At 61.9% G+C, this 15,367-nt stretch carries 19 protein-coding genes; 9 read left to right on the forward strand and 10 right to left on the reverse strand.

Annotation, left to right across the window (positions count from 1 at the left end; translation table 11 throughout):
• Nucleotides 1-179: 179 nt before the first annotated feature.
• On the reverse strand, nt 180-1,070 hold the full coding sequence (locus FF80_RS19590) for a metallophosphoesterase (protein ID WP_035103433.1): 891 nt from the start codon (nt 1,068-1,070) through the stop codon (nt 180-182).
• A gap of 110 nt (nt 1,071-1,180) precedes the next feature.
• On the opposite strand from FF80_RS19590, the gene FF80_RS19595 reads away from it, so the two are divergent.
• Nucleotides 1,181-1,657, forward strand: a complete 477-nt coding sequence (locus tag FF80_RS19595; RefSeq protein ID WP_052153789.1) for an NUDIX domain-containing protein — start codon at nt 1,181-1,183, stop codon at nt 1,655-1,657.
• Nucleotides 1,658-1,836: 179 nt separating this feature from the next.
• Here FF80_RS19595 and FF80_RS19600 read toward each other — a convergent pair whose 3' ends face one another.
• Nucleotides 1,837-2,796, reverse strand: a complete 960-nt coding sequence (locus tag FF80_RS19600; RefSeq protein WP_035103435.1) for a glutathione S-transferase family protein — start codon at nt 2,794-2,796, stop codon at nt 1,837-1,839.
• A gap of 351 nt (nt 2,797-3,147) precedes the next feature.
• Between FF80_RS19600 and FF80_RS19605 the strand changes: the two genes are divergently transcribed.
• The 3 genes from FF80_RS19605 to FF80_RS19615 all read left to right on the forward strand — a co-directional run bounded on the left by FF80_RS19605 (nt 3,148) and on the right by FF80_RS19615 (nt 5,571).
• A complete protein-coding gene (locus FF80_RS19605) occupies nt 3,148-3,702 on the forward strand; it encodes an N-acetyltransferase (protein ID WP_052153790.1) in 555 nt (184 codons plus the stop codon).
• Nucleotides 3,703-3,766: 64 nt separating this feature from the next.
• The gene (locus FF80_RS19610; protein WP_052153791.1) at nt 3,767-4,393 is read left to right on the forward strand and encodes a CoA pyrophosphatase; all 627 of its coding nucleotides are present in this window, start codon (nt 3,767-3,769) and stop codon (nt 4,391-4,393) included.
• Complete coding sequence (locus FF80_RS19615; RefSeq protein ID WP_035103437.1) at nt 4,390-5,571, forward strand: CCA tRNA nucleotidyltransferase; 1,182 nt, start codon at nt 4,390-4,392, stop codon at nt 5,569-5,571. Before FF80_RS19610 ends, FF80_RS19615 begins: the two co-directional genes overlap by 4 nt.
• A 195-nt stretch (nt 5,572-5,766) precedes the next feature.
• Here FF80_RS19615 and FF80_RS19620 read toward each other — a convergent pair whose 3' ends face one another.
• The 4 genes from FF80_RS19620 to FF80_RS19635 all read right to left on the reverse strand — a co-directional run bounded on the left by FF80_RS19620 (nt 5,767) and on the right by FF80_RS19635 (nt 8,689).
• Nucleotides 5,767-5,970, reverse strand: coding sequence for a DUF1059 domain-containing protein (locus FF80_RS19620; RefSeq protein WP_035103439.1), 204 nt, complete (start codon nt 5,968-5,970; stop codon nt 5,767-5,769).
• 180 nt (nt 5,971-6,150) lie between these two features.
• Nucleotides 6,151-7,323 (reverse strand): AAA family ATPase, encoded by a 1,173-nt coding sequence (locus tag FF80_RS19625; protein WP_035103441.1) that lies wholly within the window; start codon nt 7,321-7,323, stop codon nt 6,151-6,153.
• A 2-nt stretch (nt 7,324-7,325) separates the two neighbouring features.
• Complete coding sequence (hemF, locus tag FF80_RS19630; protein ID WP_035103443.1) at nt 7,326-8,222, reverse strand: oxygen-dependent coproporphyrinogen oxidase; 897 nt, start codon at nt 8,220-8,222, stop codon at nt 7,326-7,328.
• Nucleotides 8,219-8,689 (reverse strand): TrmH family RNA methyltransferase, encoded by a 471-nt coding sequence (locus FF80_RS19635; protein ID WP_035103445.1) that lies wholly within the window; start codon nt 8,687-8,689, stop codon nt 8,219-8,221. Before FF80_RS19635 ends, hemF begins: the two co-directional genes overlap by 4 nt.
• Before the next feature lie 253 nt (nt 8,690-8,942).
• Here FF80_RS19635 and petA point away from each other — a divergent pair, with 253 nt between their 5' ends.
• The 5 genes from petA (at nt 8,943) to FF80_RS19660 (ending at nt 12,506) form a co-directional block, all read left to right on the forward strand.
• Nucleotides 8,943-9,467 (forward strand): ubiquinol-cytochrome c reductase iron-sulfur subunit, encoded by a 525-nt coding sequence (gene petA, locus FF80_RS19640; protein WP_035103610.1) that lies wholly within the window; start codon nt 8,943-8,945, stop codon nt 9,465-9,467.
• Between the two features lie 14 nt (nt 9,468-9,481).
• Nucleotides 9,482-10,732 (forward strand): cytochrome b N-terminal domain-containing protein, encoded by a 1,251-nt coding sequence (locus FF80_RS19645; RefSeq protein ID WP_035103447.1) that lies wholly within the window; start codon nt 9,482-9,484, stop codon nt 10,730-10,732.
• Nucleotides 10,733-10,749: 17 nt separating this feature from the next.
• Nucleotides 10,750-11,595: a cytochrome c1 gene (locus FF80_RS19650; protein ID WP_035103449.1), complete on the forward strand. Its 846-nt coding sequence runs from the start codon at nt 10,750-10,752 to the stop codon at nt 11,593-11,595.
• A gap of 145 nt (nt 11,596-11,740) precedes the next feature.
• Entirely contained in the window at nt 11,741-11,935 is a 195-nt protein-coding gene (locus tag FF80_RS19655; RefSeq protein WP_035103451.1) for a hypothetical protein, read from the forward strand.
• Nucleotides 11,936-11,972: 37 nt separating this feature from the next.
• Nucleotides 11,973-12,506 (forward strand): adenine phosphoribosyltransferase, encoded by a 534-nt coding sequence (locus FF80_RS19660; protein WP_035103612.1) that lies wholly within the window; start codon nt 11,973-11,975, stop codon nt 12,504-12,506.
• A gap of 133 nt (nt 12,507-12,639) precedes the next feature.
• On the opposite strand, the gene FF80_RS19665 is transcribed toward FF80_RS19660, so the two are convergent.
• The 4 genes from FF80_RS19665 to FF80_RS19680 form a co-directional block, all read right to left on the reverse strand.
• Complete coding sequence (locus FF80_RS19665; RefSeq protein WP_035103453.1) at nt 12,640-13,038, reverse strand: aldehyde-activating protein; 399 nt, start codon at nt 13,036-13,038, stop codon at nt 12,640-12,642.
• 66 nt (nt 13,039-13,104) lie between these two features.
• On the reverse strand, nt 13,105-13,497 hold the full coding sequence (locus tag FF80_RS19670; RefSeq protein WP_035103455.1) for a VOC family protein: 393 nt from the start codon (nt 13,495-13,497) through the stop codon (nt 13,105-13,107).
• A gap of 122 nt (nt 13,498-13,619) precedes the next feature.
• Entirely contained in the window at nt 13,620-14,639 is a 1,020-nt protein-coding gene (locus FF80_RS19675; protein WP_035103457.1) for a TerC family protein, read from the reverse strand.
• A gap of 382 nt (nt 14,640-15,021) precedes the next feature.
• Nucleotides 15,022-15,366 (reverse strand): hypothetical protein, encoded by a 345-nt coding sequence (locus FF80_RS19680; protein ID WP_035103459.1) that lies wholly within the window; start codon nt 15,364-15,366, stop codon nt 15,022-15,024.
• Nucleotide 15,367: the final 1 nt, after the last annotated feature.

The raw sequence follows: 15,367 nt of genomic DNA on the forward strand, positions 1-15,367 counted from the left end.
CTTTTGGGATGCGGTCGACACCGCGCCAATGGCTGAAATGGGGCGCCTTCCCGACATTACAGCAACTTCTCAAACTAACCTAGGCAGTCATGGAGAGCCAGACCAGTGCGAACTTTGAGCCGCACGTACCGAGCGAAATGCCAAACCTATCGAACGATAACAAACGCGCCGAAAAGCGCTCAGTAGATCCGCATTTGCAGGCGCATGACGATGTCCGAGCCCAGGCGCTGGAAGCCGTATTCGCGCATGGTGCAGGTCCAGCCTTCGCCGGATTTCTCGATGCGGAACAGGTTGTAGCGCGCCGGATCGTCCAGTGTGCCGCCCTGTGCGGCGCTGGCCGCGGCAACGCCGACGACCGGCACTTCGTGGTTCTTGCCGGGAATGGAATGGATCGAGGAGCGGTGGGTATGGCCGTGCAGGATCAGTTCGGCGCCATGCTCGGCAACGACCTGGCGGAACAGCTTGTGCCCCTTGAGGCCGAATGAGGGATGCTGCAATTCGGCATTGGGCGGGTGATGGATCAGCACGGTGCGGAAATAGCCGGCATCGCCCATGGCCTTCAGAATGCGCCCCAGGCGGTCGGCCTGTTTTTCGTCGAAGCGGCCGATGGCGAGGAAGGGGCGCGTGGGAACCGCGCTTGAGCAGGAAATGATGGCCAGCTCGCCCATGCGACGCACGAAGGGAAAGGCCGCTCCGTCAAGGGTTTCGCCCTTGAGATAGCCGCCCCAATCCTTTTGGGCGGCTTCGAGCGCGCCGGGCACATAGGCGTCGTGATTGCCCGGACAGACCGCAATGCGATCGGCGCTGCCCAAAGCCTCGAGCCATTTGCCGGCGCGCGCCACTTCGCTATCGAGCGCCAGATTGGTCAAATCGCCCGTGACTGCCGTAAAATCGGCATTCTGGCCCTGCATATGGGCAACAAGGCGCCCCAGCGTCTCGCTATTGAGTTCGCCATGCCGCTTGAGTTTCCAGTTGAGAAAGCCGGTCAGCCGCTTGCCGAGCAAATCGCGCAGCGCGACCTCGGGCATGGGCGAAAGATGGATGTCGGAGATATGGGCAAGGGTGATCATTGAGGGCGTAATGCCAGAAGGGAAGGGGCAAGAAAACGGACAATCGCCCGTAACGTCAATTTTGTCGTCATCAAAGCTCTGCTACCGATAGGGCGAAAACGGAGCCAGCCATGCAGATGAATCGATTCCAGCAGGTGCGCGCCAAGGTCTTCCTGACTCTCAAGGGGCTTTGGCACAGGATGACCATAGGCGCGCGCATCATGCTGGTGGATGGGGACAAGGTGTTCCTGATCCGCCACACCTATGTGCCGGGCTGGCAATTTCCCGGCGGGGGCGTCGATCCCGGAGAAACCATGGAAGCGGCGGCACGGCGCGAAGCGCTGGAAGAGACTGGCTACCGGGTCACCGGGCCGATCGAGCTGTTCGGCATCTATCACAATGCCAGCCCCGTCACCGATCGCGACCATGTCGCCTTCTATGTCGCCAAGAACCATGTGCTGGAACGCGCTTTCAAGCCCAATCACGAGATTGCCGAAGCCGGCTGGTTCGACCGCAAGGCGCTGCCCCAGGGGGTGACCCCAGCGACGTCGCAGCGGATCGATGAGTATTTCGATGGCCAACCCAAGCGGGAGGTTTGGGGGTATTGAGGGCTGTCATCGGGGCACTTTGAGAACTCTCGGCTTTCTCCCAAGCTAGCCCCTTTATCGTCATTGCCCGGCTTGTCCGGGCAATCCATGCCGCCGCGCGTGCCGAGATATGGATCACCCGGACAAGCCGGGTGATGACGATGAACGGAGGGAATAGCGCAAGTGTTAGGAAGCGTAACCTACTTCAAAAACGGCAGCTCCGGCCCAATCGGGATAATCCGCGTCGGATTGATCGTGATGTGGCTCCAGTAATAATGCGTGCGGATATGGTCGAGATCGACCGTTTCCTTGACGCCGGGAACCTCGTAGAGCGCCTTCAGATAATGGCTGAGATTGGGATAGTCGGCGATGCGTTTGCGGTTGCATTTGAAGTGGCCGACATAGACCGCGTCAAACCGCACCAGCGTGGTGAACAGCCGCCAATCGGCTTCGGTGATGGCCTCGCCGGTCAGATAAGCGGTTTCGCCCAATAGGCCTTCGACCCAATCGAGCGCGTCGAACAGCTTGGCGACGGCCTCGTCATAGGCCTCCTGCCTGGTGGCAAAGCCGGCCTTGTAGACGCCATTGTTGATGTCGTCATAGACGCGGGCATTGATGGCGTCGATCTGGGGGCGCAGGGCTTCGGGGTAATAGTCGTCGGTATTGCCGGTCAACTCGTCGAACGCCGAGTTGAACATGCGGATGATTTCCGAGCTTTCATTGGAGACGATCGTGCCGGTCTGCTTGTCCCACAGCACGGGCACGGTGACGCGGCCGGTATAGTCCGGCACCGCCTTTGTATAGACCTGCCACAGGAAGTCCTTGCCGAGCAGGCCGTCACCGGTCGAGCCTTCATCGGTCTTGAAGCTCCAGCCGGTTTCGTCGGGCATTTTGGGCGAGACGACCGACACGGTGATCAGGTCTTCAAGATTCTTGAGCTTGCGGAAGATCAGCGTGCGATGCGCCCAGGGGCAGGCCAGCGACACATAAAGATGATAGCGTCCCGCCTCGGCCTTGAACCCGCCTGTTCCCGATGGGCCGGCGCTGCCATCGGCAGTGACCCAATTGCGGAAACCCGCCTGGCTGCGCTCGAATTTGCCGCCCGTCTTTTTGGTGTCGTACCATTGGGTGGACCATTTACCGTCGATCAATTGTCCCACGATCGAAGCCTTTCCGTCATGTTGTCGTCTCGTTTGCAGGTCTAAGTCCGGCAAGCCGAATACGTTGCCCTTCACATAGACCGGCGCGGCGGGAAGGATAAGAACCCAATGGCGTGACGAAGTGTTGTGCATATTGAACACAGCGCCTGCCGAAGGCCTTGATTTTCTTCGGCGCTGCAATACCTTTCTGTTTACGCGAGGCGCCCATGGTGCTAATGCGATTTTCAGGCGTGGAGGCGCCCAGGATGGTAAAGGTTTTGCTGGTGACACGACGACCGTAAGCGGTCCTTTGAAGCGGTGCCCCTCTTGGGGTGCCGGGTTTGTCCTACGCATTCCATCCTGGAACTTGTCATGAGCCTTCAATCTGCGCCTTCGGCTGCGGCCGCTGCTGTCTCCGCTTCGCCCCTTCGTGTTCCGACCGTTCGCTATGCAACTGCCGCCGATGATGCTTTCATCGAGGAATTGCAGGCCATTGCCTTTGGTCCGGGCCGGTTTGCCCGCACGGCCTTTCGCATTCGCGAGCGGTTCCCGATCGACAGGAGCCTGAGCCTTGTTGCCGAGGTGGATGGCACGGCCTGCGGCTCGGTCTGGATGACCCCGATCAGCGTTGGCGGCATCAATGGCTGGATGCTCGGCCCGCTGGCTACTCACCCCAATTTCCGCAAGCTTGGCGCCGGCAAGCTCTTGGCCCGCGAAGTCACCAAGCGCGCTTTGGCGCGGGGCGATGGCCAATTCGTCATGCTGGTGGGCGACCGCGATTACTATTGCCCCCTGGGCTGGGAGCCCACGACCCTGGGCGCCATCCAGTTCCCCGGCCCGGTCGATCCGACCCGCGTGCTGGTCTATGCCGATGACAAATCGCTGGCCACGACGCTGAGCGGTTCGATCGTGGCTTTCCAGCGATAAAAGGGATGCAGGGGCGGGCAGGCTCGCTTAAGCTCCTCATTCCGATTTGAATTGCTGGTGCCTCTTGTCGCTGGACGCTTCCGTCATCGATCAACTTGCCGCGCGGCTGCTGCCGGCGCCGCCTGCTCTGCCGGGCGGGGAGCACCTGGTGCCCGATTGGCTGCCGGAGCGGGCTTTTGATCGTCCGCCCGTGCCGGCGGCGGTGCTGATCGCGCTGATTCGGAGGCCCGAGGGCTATACCGTGCTCTATACTGAGCGCTCGCCAGACTTGCGGGCGCATTCCGGCCAGGTGGCTTTTCCTGGCGGCAAGGTGGATGCATCCGATAGCGATGTCGGGGCAGCGGCTTTGCGCGAGGCCTATGAGGAAGTGGGGATGCGGCGCAAGGACGCGCGCATTCTGGGCTTCATGCCCACCTATTTCACCGGCACCAATTACCTGATCACCCCGGTTATTGCCGAAGTGGCGCCCAGCGGCCCCTTTGTGCCCAATCCGGGCGAGGTGCATTCGGTGTTCGAGGTGCCGCTGCAGCGCATTCTGGACACCGAAAGTTATGGCCGCTTCCGCATCAAGCGGAATGGGCGGGAACACAGCACCTGGCAGATCGACCATGATGGCCACACCATCTGGGGCATTACCGCCAACCTCACCCGTCAGTTCCGCGACCTGGCCCTTGGGGAGGCTGCATTATGAGCCCCGAAGAACGGCTGGCGAGCGCCGAGTGGCTGGTCCGCCCGGAAACGCAGGCGATTCTTGCTGCGCTCGATGGCGGCATGGGCCGCACCCGCGCCGTTGGCGGGGTGGTGCGTGACACGTTGCTGCGCCGCGAGCGGGACAATCCCGATATTGATCTGGCGACCGAACTCACGCCCGACGAGGTCATCGCGCGCGCCAAGGCCAATGGCATCGCCCATTACCCCACCGGCATCGACCACGGCACGGTGACCCTCAAGCTGGGTGAGACCCTGGCCGAGGTCACAACGCTGCGCCGCGATGTCGAAACCAATGGACGCCATGCCGTGGTGGCGTTCGGCAATGACTGGGCCGAGGACGCGGCGCGGCGCGATTTCACGCTCAATGCGCTCTATTGCGGGGCCGATGGCGCCCTGTTTGATCCGCTGGGTGGCATCAATGACGCGCTCAATGGCCGCGTGCGGTTCATCGGCGACGCCGCGATGCGGATCGCCGAAGATGGCTTGCGCGTCTATCGCTTCTTCCGGTTTTCAGCCAGCCATGGGGGTGAAAAGTTGGACCCCGACGGGCTTGCCGCCTGTGCCGCGGCGGTGGGGCAATTGGGCCATTTGTCGGCCGAGCGGGTCGGCAGCGAAATCATGCGCATGCTGGCTTTGCCCGATATCGCGCTGACTTTGGGTGCCATGGCGGCCATCGGGTTGGTTGAGATCGACGCCGACCGGATCAAGATTCTCAAGGCCTATGAGACATTGGGCGGTTTTACGCCTGCCACGCGCCTCGCCGTTCTGATCGGAGACCGGCCCGCCGATAGCGTGCAGCAGCAATGGCGGCTCTCCAACGAGGTCATGCGTGCGGCACAGGCCGTTGCGACCGCTGCTGACATGGTCGAGCAGGACCGGCTGGATGAGGCCGCCTATCGGTTTGGTGAAGTGGCCGTCGAGGGGCTGGCGCTGGCCGCCGCGCAAGGCAATTGGAAGCCTGACCGGCTGGCGGAAGCCGCGCGCTCGCTTGCCGCGGTGCAATTGGTGCCGTTTCCGATTTCGGGCAACGATCTGGCCGGCCTCGGCATCAAACCGGGGCCGGCCCTGGGCCAGGAACTGGCGCGCCTCGAGCGCATCTGGATCGATAGCGGTTTCGCGCTGGATCGGGAGTCGCTGCTGGCGCAGGCTAGGGTCTAGGCTGAATCGACATTCACGCCGGTAGGTCTTTTGCTGCGGCATTGGGGCTGCCGCACCCTCTCCCTTTGGGGAGAGGGTGGGGTGAGGGGCCTTTTCTTGATGCCGTATACGAAGAAAGGCCCCCTCTCCCGGCCCAAACGGGCCGACCTCTCCCCCAAGGGGAGAGGTGAAGCGGCGCTGGACTGCCATCTGGTCCTAGTGCTTGGTTGCCTTCTTCGCAGGCGCACCGGTATCGACGATGCGCTCCTTGATGCGCTCGATCATGTCGGGGCGCACATCGGTTTCGCCATGCAGGGTCTTGAGATTTTCTACCGCGCGGCGCACCACCTCGGCTTCGCTTTCCGCTTCGGCATGCCAGGTGGAGCCGGGGATCAGTGAGCCCGAATCAAAGCGTTTCATCTGCATCTCCCTAGTTTGAGCAGTGGGAGGGAACGTGCGGGGCGGGGGAGGGTTCCGGAATTTGTGCCAGGACCTCGTGGTTCAACAGGCTCACGATGAGGTCTACTGACAGCGCGCCGAATACCCCCGTAGACCTCCATCCTGAGCTTGTCGAAGAACGAGGTCGTGGCACCATGTCTCTTATTCGTCCGGGAACAGACCGATCTGGCTCAGCCCCTCGATCCAGGTGCCGTCATCATCGCGCGTGACTTCGCGCGGCAGCACGCCGCTTTCGGCGGCGATGGCGTCGGCCAGTTCGCGCGAATGCGTTACCACCCAGATTTGCGAGCGTTCTGCGGCCTTGACGATCATGCGGGCCAGCATGGGCAAAAGGCTGGGATGCAGACTGGTTTCAGGCTCGTTGAGGGCAATGAACGGGGGCAGCCGGTAGGAGAGCAAGGCCCCGGCCAGGGCCAGAAACTGCAACGTTCCGTCGGAGAGTTCATGCGGCGCGAAGGCCCGTTTGGGCATTTCGGGATAGCGCATGCCGAAAGTGGCAAATTCACCGATCTCGGTGACGAGTTCTGCGCCACCAAAGGCATCGGCAATCGCGGCGTCGAGGTCGGTCGTGTCCTCGCGAATGAAGCGCAGGGTGGCAAACACCGCCCCCAGATTGCTGCCGTCCGAGGCGAGCATGGGGGCGGTGACGGCACGGGCGGGCCGGCGCAGTACCGAATCCGCGTCCGTGCGGAAGCCATGATAAAACCGCCAGCCCAGTAGCGCATCGCGTACCGCGGCTATTTCGGGGCGGCCCGACAATGCCGCCAGTGCCGTCTCGCTGGCCAGCAGGTCGTCATTGGCGGTCTGCTTGCGGCCTGCGTCATCGCGCGCCCAGGCGACGCCCCCTTTGCGCTCCATCAACGATACGGTCTTGCCGCGCTGGACAAGCTGGATCGTCTCGGCCTTGACCTGCGCCTCATTGGGGAAGGCTGCGGCGGCCTTGGCGGGCGCAAAGCCCACCTCGATCTGATAGCGCGGGTCGATGCCGCCTTCGCCCAGTTCCTCGAATTGGGCTTCGAGCCGAAGGCTATTGCCTTCGCCCTTGCGAAAGCCGTCGGTCCGGTAGCGCGGATCGAAACTGCCATCGGCCGTGAGATTCTTGCCGCCGGCCCAGAAGATCGAGCTGAGGCCGCCCTCGCGGGCGATCTCTTCGGCCAGCGTGCCGCGGGCGCAGGTCTGCAAGAGTTCGAGCGCCCGGTAGAGATTGGTCTTGCCCACGCCATTGCCGCCGACCAGCACGGTCAGGCGGCGGATCGGGAAGCGAATCTTCCGCACGGAGCGATAGCCGACAATCTCGAGCGCCGAGATGCTCATGGCTAGGGCCAGCGCACTTCAGGCGGCATGGAGGAGAGGATCGAATTCACATTGCCACCGGTCTTGAGGCCGAACATGGTGCCCCGATCATAGAGCAGGTTGAATTCGACATAGCGCCCGCGCCGGATCAGCTGTTCGTTGCGGTCCGCGTCGGTCCATGCCGTTTCATAGTTGCGGCGCACCAGTTCGGGGTAGATCCCCAGAAACGCCTCGCCTACCGCCTTGGTGAAGTCGAAATCGGCCGCCCAATCACCCGAATTGAGCTGGTCGTAGAAAATGCCGCCAATGCCGCGATGTTCATTGCGGTGGGGCAGGAAGAAATACTCGTCGCACCAGTCCTTGTAGCGCTGGTAATCAATGCCCGGCCGATCCGCACAGGCGGCTCGCATGGCGGCATGGAAATCGAGATTGTCGCGATCGTCCTGAACACGGCGGCGATCCAGCACCGGGGTCAGATCAGCCCCGCCACCGAACCATTGCTTGCCGGTGACGATCATGCGCGTGTTCATATGCACGGCTGGAACATGAGGATTCCAGGGGTGCACGATCAGCGAAATGCCCGAACTCCAGAACTGGGCGCCCGTTTCGGTGCCCGGCATCTGCTTGGCGAAATCGGCCGAGAACTCGCCATGGACGGTCGAGATATGCACGCCTGCCTTTTCAAAGACCCGGCCATGCAGCATGGACATTTCCCCACCCCCGCCGGCAGCGCGATCCCAGGGGGTGCGCTCGAATGTGCCAGGCGGCAGATGGCTGTTGGGGCCGCTGACATCGGCCTCCAGCTGTTCGAAGGCCGCGCAAATCCGGTCGCGCAGGGCGCGAAACCAGGCGGCGGCTGTGGCTTTCTTGTCGTCGATACCGGTCGGAAGAGTCATGGTGGAAGTGGAATGAACGCTCATTGCAGCCCTGTAAACCCATCGGTCTGTCTTTTTGCTTCCCCCAGGATAAGCGTTGCGGCCAGCGCCACATTGATCGAGCGCAAACCGTCGCGCATCGGAATGCGCACGCAAAGGCCGGCAGTGTTGGCCACGGTATCGGGTACGCCTGCGCTTTCGCGGCCCACCATCAGGATGTCGTTGGCCTCGTATCGGGCGGCATAGGCCGAAATCGTCGCTTTGGTGGAGAGCAGCACCAGCCGCCGGCCCTCGGACAAGCGCCATGCCTGGAATGCGGCAAAGCCCGTGTGCTCGCGCACGATGGCGTGGTCGACATAGTCGAGCCCGGCTCGAGCCAGTGATTTGGCCGAAAAGGGGAAGCCGGTGGGGTGGATGATGTGAATCGTGACGCCCAGGCAGGCGCCAAGCCGGATCAGCGTACCGGTATTGTTAGCGATATCAGGCTGATAGAGGGCGAGTTCTACGGACATGGACTCCTCGGACAAGGCGGTATCCCCGCCGTGGATTTGGCACTTTAAGGTCTGTTGCGGCAATCGGGTTGGGAATAGTGTCGCACTTGTTCCATGTCATTGCCGGGCGCACTGGACAAGTTCCTGTGACAGTGCAAAAAGAACCCCGGACTGACGGGCCGCTTGAGGGTGGACGGCGGCTGATTCCGCTTATGCGTGAGGAGCCTTGCCGCTGCCGGCCGCGTCGGGCGTGTATTGTACGGGGATCGTGACCTTGGCTACGCAAGCAGAACATTCAACGACGCGGCGGGACTTCCTGTATGTCGCAACCGGTGCCGTTGGTGCCGTGGGCGCGGCGGCAGTGGTCTGGCCGCTGATCAACCAGCTCAATCCCGATGCCTCGACGCTGGCGCTGGCCAGTATCGAGTTCAATCTCGCCAATATTCCAGAGGGCCAGTCGGTGACGATCACCTGGCGCGGCCTGCCGGTTTTCGTGCGGCATCGCACTCAGGCCGAGATCGACGAGGCCAAGGCGGTTCCGCTGGCAGACCTCAAGGATCCCGAGACCGACGAGCAGCGCACCAAGCCCGGCCATGAAGAATGGCTGATCATGATCGCCAATTGCACTCATCTCGGTTGCGTGCCGACCGGGCAGTCGGGCGATTTCGATGGCTGGTTCTGCCCATGCCACGGTTCGCACTACGATAGCGCCGGCCGCATCCGCAAAGGCCCGGCACCCAAGAATCTTGTGGTGCCGCCTTATGAATTTATCAGCGATACGCTGGTCCAGATCGGTTAGTGGGGGCTTTTCCGATGTCAGAACATTCGACTTACGTTCCGGGAAACGCCGCCGAAAAGTGGCTCGACGAGCGCCTGCCCGTCGTCAGGTTTGCCAAAGAGCACCTGATGGATTTCCCCACGCCGAAGAACCTCAACTATTGGTGGACGTTCGGCGCCATCCTGGTGTTGTGCCTTGGCGTGCAGATCGTCACCGGCATTATCCTGGCCATGCATTATACGCCCAATGTGGCGCTGGCCTTTGACTCGGTCGAGCATATCCGCCGTGACGTCAATGGCGGCCGCATCATCCAGGCTGTCCACTCGGTAGGCGCCTCGATGTTCTTCGCGGCCCTCTACATCCACATTTTCCGCGGCATGTTCTTTGGCTCCTACAAGGCGCCGCGCGAGATTCTGTGGATCCTGGGCGTCGTCATCTTCATCCTGACCATGGCCACGGCCTTCATGGGCTATGTGCTGCCCTGGGGCCAGATGAGCTTCTGGGGCGCTACGGTCATCACCAATATCTTCTCGGCAATCCCGGTGGTTGGCGAGAGCCTGCTGCAGCTGCTGCGCGGTGGTTTTGCCGTCGGCAACCCCACGCTCAACCGCTTCTTCTCGCTGCATTACCTGCTGCCGTTCATCATTGCGGCGGTCGTGGTGCTGCATATCTGGGCGCTGCATGTGCCGGGCAACAACAACCCGATCGGCGTCGAGGTCAAGGACAAGCGCGATACCGTGCCCTTCCATCCGTATTATACGATGAAGGACGCCTTCGCGATGGTGCTGTTCCTGATCCCCTTCGCGTGGTTCGTGTTCTTCGCCCCCGATATCCTTGGTCACCCGGATAATTACATCCAGGCCAATTCGCAGGTTACCCCGTCCCATATCGTGCCGGAATGGTATCTGCTGCCCTTCTATACCATCCTGCGTGCCGTCGATTTCAACGTGCTGTTCATCAACTCCCAGCTCGGTGGCGTGATCGCCATGGGCCTGTCGATGCTGGCACTGCTGGTGGTGCCGTGGCTGGATACGAGCAAGGTGCGTTCGGGCACGTTCCGCCCGATGTTCAAGTGGTTCTACGCCCTGTTCGTGCTCGACTTCATCGCCCTGGCATATCTCGGTGCACAGGAAGCGATCGAGCCTTACACGACGCTGGCCAAGGTCTGCACCGGCTACTATTTCCTCCATTTCTTCGTCATCCTGCCCGTGTTGTCGCGCATCGAAATTGCCAGGCCGCTGCCGACCAGCATTTCCGAGAGTGTTCTCGGCAAGGCACATTCGTGAAAGGCGGGGCGGGTTCAATGTTGACGTTCAAGACCATCATCGCTGCTGTCGCCATCGCCGCTGGCATGGCCGCAGCGCCGGCTTTCGCTGCCGAAGGCACCGCGCCGCCGGTTGAAAAGCAAAGCTGGAGCTTTGCCGGCATTTTCGGCACCTATGACGAAAACCAGCTGCAACGCGGTTTCCAGGTGTTCCGCGAAGTTTGCGCCAATTGCCACAGCGCCCGGTTGCTGGCATTCCGCAACCTGACCGAAGACGGCGGCCCCGGCTTTACCGAAGGCCAGGTCAAGGCGCTGGCGGCCGAATATGAAGTGGCCGACGCCACCGCCGAGGGCGGGGTTCGCCCGGCCGTGGCGGCCGATCGCTGGCCCTCGCCCTTCGCGACCGATCAGGATGCGCGCGACGCCAATGGCGGCGTCGTGCCCCCCGATTTCTCGGTGCTGGCCAAGGCTCGTGGCATCAAGGACGCCTTCCCCTGGTGGATCACCAATTACTTCACCGGCTATTCCGAAGGCGGCCCGGATTATATCCATGCGCTGCTGAACGGCTATCACGACGAAGCGCCCGAAGGGTTTGACCTGCCCGAGGGCAAGTTCTACAACGACTATTTCCCCGGCCATGCCATTGGCATGGGCCCGCCGTTGCAGGACGAGCTGGTAGCCTATGAAGCCGGCGAAGGCCAGGAGCCGGTGCCGATGACCGTCGAGCAATATTCGCACGACGTCGCCGCCTTCATGATGTGGCTGGCCGAGCCGGGCCTCGTGTCCCGCAAGGAAACCGGCTTCAAGGTGCTGCTGTTCCTCATCGCCTTTGCCGGCCTGATGTATGCCACCAAGCGCAAGCTCTGGCAGGGCATCGAGCACTAAGCTGGGCTCATACGACTTCGTCAAAGGGCTCCCATGGGGGGCCCTTTGTTTTTGTCACGGGTCACATCGGCTTCAGGCCTCTTGCCAAGAGCGCGCGGTGCCGCAATATGGTAATAGTCGCCAAATTAATCGCGAGGCCGCCGACATGTCCGCAGTTCGCATCGCCGTGACCGTCGTCAGCGCCGCTATCACCGTCAGCCGCCACCCCGTGGTGCGCGCCGGTATGCGGGCGGTTGTCAGCAATCCCAAGGCACGCGAAACGGCCATCGGGGTCACCCGAAGCGCGGCCTATAATGCCGGCGTGATCGCGCGACATATTGTGGGCCGCCGCGCTCCCTGATTTTTCCAAGACCAATTATCCAATTTGCAGGATTGCGATGACGCTCGACCTCAAGGCCCTTGTGCGCACGATTCCGGACTATCCCAAAAAGGGCATCCTGTTTCGCGACATCACCACGCTGATCGAGCACCCCGAGGGTTTCAAGGCCAGCATTGAGCAGATCGCCGAGGCGCACCGCCAGTTCGGTGTTACCCATGTGGCCGGTATCGAAGCGCGGGGCTTCATTTTCGGGGCCGGGGTGGCGATCGCGCTCGGCGTCGGCTTCATCCCCGTGCGCAAGAAGGGCAAGCTGCCCGGCGAGACCATCGGGCAGAATTACGCGCTCGAATATGGGGTCGACACGATCGAGATCCATGCCGACGTGCTGGATGCCGGCGACAATGTGCTGCTGGTCGATGATCTCATCGCGACCGGCGGCACGGCCATTGCTGCTGTGGGCCTGCTGCGCCGTACAGGTGCCACGGTGGCCAATGCGGCCTTCGTCATCGACCTGCCGGACCTGGGCGGGGCGGCAAAGCTCGAAGCCGAGGGCGTGGAAGTGTCGACGCTGATGGCGTTCCAGGGGCATTGACCCACCACGGTGTCATTCCCGCGAAAGCTGGAACCTCCGTTTACTTTCTTCGCATCGCCAACAGAGGTTCCCGCTTTCGCGGGAATGACACGGTGGGTGGGTGAGTAATGGTGGCGGACGCGAGGGAGTTCACCTACCAGCTATTGCGCCCATCCATCTTCTCGATCACCACGCTCGACAGATCCAGGCCATCCACCAGCCGCAGATTGACTGCATAGGTGCGTGCAGTGGGGAAGCTGTTGGGGTCGCCGTTCTTGGGGGTGCCGTCGCTATTGTACATCGAGGCCCAGTCGGGTGAATCGCCCCAGGTCTGGATGCCGCAATTGGCGCAGAAATGGTGCATATTCATGCCGCTGGCCGAATAGGTCTTTTCCGCCGTCGCTGAGAGCATGTTCAATTCGCCTTCGCCGAAATAGCCCCAGACCGCGCCGGTCCTGTGGCAGAAGCTGCAATTGCACTCCTTGGCGGAGGTGGGCAAATGAGGCAGTTCGATCCTGGTTTGGCCGCAGTGGCAGGTGGCGATAAGGGACATGATGTGGCTCCAAGCTGTGATGGGCGCGAGCATAGCCATGGGCCGTGACAGGCCGTGTCAGCAACGTTACGCCGCCATGGCCTGGCGCTGGTCGACGAGGCAGAACTGGTTGCCCTCGGGGTCGCGCATCACGGTATAGGTGGGCAGCACCCGCACGATTTCGGCGCCTGCGGCCTTGAGCCGTTCGACCTCACTGCCGCGATCGCTCACCCCAATGTCGAAATGCACACGGTTATTGTCATAGCGCCGGCCTTCCACATTCTGGAAGCAGATGCTGGGTCCCGGGCCATCTACCATCACGGTTGGGTCGGTATCCGGGGTCAGGCCGAGCGCCGCGAGCCGGGCGATCTCGGCCTCGTCATAGTCCCGCACGGCATAGCCCTCGAGCATTGCGGCCCAGAACTGGGCCAGTTTGGCCGGCTTGTCGCAGTCGAATACGATTTCCTGGATGGCACCCATGCCTTGGCTCCTGTGGTCGTTTCCTTTTCGTTAAACCGGAATTGAGGCAAGACTGGGCAAAGGAAAGGCCCGGCGCAAGGGGATGCGCCGGGCCTCTTGAAGTGTATGTCAGCGCTGAAGCGTTACGGCTCGAGCTGACCGGTCTTGGGTTGGTCCTCGGCTGAAATATCGGGCTCGTTGCGGGTCATGTAGAGCGAGAAGACAATCCCGCCCGCCAGGATGCTGACGGTGACCAGCAGCGAGAGCAGCGTGTCGATATGGATATGCAGCGGCACGAGGAAGATCTTGATGCCGACCAGCACCAGGATAATCGCCAGCGACACCTGCAGATAACGGAAGCGGTTCATCGCGGCAGCCAGGGCGAAGTAGAGCGAGCGCAGGCCCAGAATGGCGAAGATATTGGACGTGTAGACGATGAACGTGTCCTGCGTCACCGCGAAAACGGCGGGCACGGAATCCACGGCAAAGACCAGGTCGACGACTTCCACCATGATCAGCGCCACGGCCAGCGGGGTCAGCCAGGTGACGATCTTGCCGGTCTTGGGGTCGGGCTGCTTGACCGTGAAATTGCGGCCATGCAGTTGCTTGGTCACCCGGAAGCGTTTGGAGATGAACTGGAAGACCTTGTTTTCTTCCAGGTTCGGCTCCTCGTCCTTGTGGGTGAACATGCGGATGCCGGTGAACACCAGGAAGGCGCCGAAGCCGAACAGTATCCAGTTGAATTCGTTGACCAAAGCGGCCCCGAGGCCGATCAGGATGGCGCGGAACAGGATGACGCCCAGAATGCCCCAGAACAGCACGCGATGCTGATAGAGGCGGGGGATGGCCAGGAAGCCGAAAATGGTGGCGATGACGAACATATTGTCCATCGCCAGGCTCTGCTCGAGCAGGTAGCCGGTGTAGAATTCAAGACCGGCTTCCGCGCCGCGCTGCCACCATACCCAGCCGCCAAAGGCCAGGGCAATCAGCACGTAGAAGCCGTAAAGCGTCAGGCTCTCCTTGGCGCCGATCTCATGCTCATCCTTGTGCAGGACGCCGAGGTCGAAGACCAACAGGCCGATGACGAGCGCGATAAACGCGACCCAGAAGTAGACAGGAGTACCTAGAAAATCACCCGATAGGGCGGCAAGAAGCGATTCCATCGCCGGACCATCTCCATGAGAAAATTGGAGCAGCTCCGACATCGCGAGAGCATCATCACTCTCGCCAGAGGGGCCCGGCGCCGCGCCCTAATTATGCGCAGGCAGCGGACGGAATTCAAGCCCCCGGCAATTTGGGGTGATTTTGGCGCCTCGATCTAGCCCGCCGTCAGGCCACCCGTGGTGAGAATGACACGATGGGTTGCGTGGTTAGGCGTGGAGGCCAAAACCAGCACCGTTCTCCCTCGGACTCGACCCGAGGGCCATTCGCCGCTTGTGCCGGGTTGAGGGCGACCCTCGGGTCAGGCCCGAGGGAGAGCGGTGGGTGGGGCGATTTGGGAGTGCTGCCACTGAAATATGTGCGGTTTGGCAGGCAGAACGCGCCCTACCGCGGCGTGCACAACATCACGATGGCGTCGCTGGTTTCGAGCTGCATGGCCACGCCATGATTGGGGTCGGGAATAACCCTGCCGGCCTGCACATTGCGGGCGGCGCGCAGGGGGCCGTCGCTGAAGCCGACCCCGTCCTGATAGCCCATAATGGCGCCAGTCCCCGAGGAGGGGTCACCAAAAGTGGTCGAGGCGAAGCCATAGACCGAACCATAGATGGTCAGGATGCCGGCGCGGGTGGCATTGGCGTCCCGGCATGACCAATTGCCCTGAACCTGTTGTGCAAAGCCGGGCGTGGCAGCAAGGGCGAGAAGACTGACGGTGAGGGCGATTCGGCGCATG

The organism is Devosia sp. LC5, assembly GCF_000735585.1.
In the GTDB taxonomy this organism is placed as follows: domain Bacteria; phylum Pseudomonadota; class Alphaproteobacteria; order Rhizobiales; family Devosiaceae; genus Devosia.

What these genes read in the sequence shown, in the direction of transcription:
- FF80_RS19590 (WP_035103433.1), bottom strand. Translation starts at nt 1,070, where the DNA reads ATGATCACCCTTGCCCATATCTCCGACATCCATCTTTCGCCCATGCCC.
- FF80_RS19595 (WP_052153789.1), top strand. Translation starts at nt 1,181, where the DNA reads ATGCAGATGAATCGATTCCAGCAGGTGCGCGCCAAGGTCTTCCTGACT.
- FF80_RS19605 (WP_052153790.1), top strand. Translation starts at nt 3,148, where the DNA reads ATGAGCCTTCAATCTGCGCCTTCGGCTGCGGCCGCTGCTGTCTCCGCT.
- FF80_RS19615 (WP_035103437.1), top strand. Translation starts at nt 4,390, where the DNA reads ATGAGCCCCGAAGAACGGCTGGCGAGCGCCGAGTGGCTGGTCCGCCCG.
- FF80_RS19620 (WP_035103439.1), bottom strand. Translation starts at nt 5,970, where the DNA reads ATGAAACGCTTTGATTCGGGCTCACTGATCCCCGGCTCCACCTGGCAT.
- FF80_RS19625 (WP_035103441.1), bottom strand. Translation starts at nt 7,323, where the DNA reads ATGAGCATCTCGGCGCTCGAGATTGTCGGCTATCGCTCCGTGCGGAAG.
- hemF (WP_035103443.1), bottom strand. Translation starts at nt 8,222, where the DNA reads ATGAGCGTTCATTCCACTTCCACCATGACTCTTCCGACCGGTATCGAC.
- FF80_RS19635 (WP_035103445.1), bottom strand. Translation starts at nt 8,689, where the DNA reads ATGTCCGTAGAACTCGCCCTCTATCAGCCTGATATCGCTAACAATACC.
- FF80_RS19645 (WP_035103447.1), top strand. Translation starts at nt 9,482, where the DNA reads ATGTCAGAACATTCGACTTACGTTCCGGGAAACGCCGCCGAAAAGTGG.
- FF80_RS19650 (WP_035103449.1), top strand. Translation starts at nt 10,750, where the DNA reads ATGTTGACGTTCAAGACCATCATCGCTGCTGTCGCCATCGCCGCTGGC.
- FF80_RS19655 (WP_035103451.1), top strand. Translation starts at nt 11,741, where the DNA reads ATGTCCGCAGTTCGCATCGCCGTGACCGTCGTCAGCGCCGCTATCACC.
- FF80_RS19660 (WP_035103612.1), top strand. Translation starts at nt 11,973, where the DNA reads ATGACGCTCGACCTCAAGGCCCTTGTGCGCACGATTCCGGACTATCCC.
- FF80_RS19665 (WP_035103453.1), bottom strand. Translation starts at nt 13,038, where the DNA reads ATGTCCCTTATCGCCACCTGCCACTGCGGCCAAACCAGGATCGAACTG.
- FF80_RS19670 (WP_035103455.1), bottom strand. Translation starts at nt 13,497, where the DNA reads ATGGGTGCCATCCAGGAAATCGTATTCGACTGCGACAAGCCGGCCAAA.
- FF80_RS19675 (WP_035103457.1), bottom strand. Translation starts at nt 14,639, where the DNA reads ATGGAATCGCTTCTTGCCGCCCTATCGGGTGATTTTCTAGGTACTCCT.
- FF80_RS19680 (WP_035103459.1), bottom strand. Translation starts at nt 15,366, where the DNA reads ATGCGCCGAATCGCCCTCACCGTCAGTCTTCTCGCCCTTGCTGCCACG.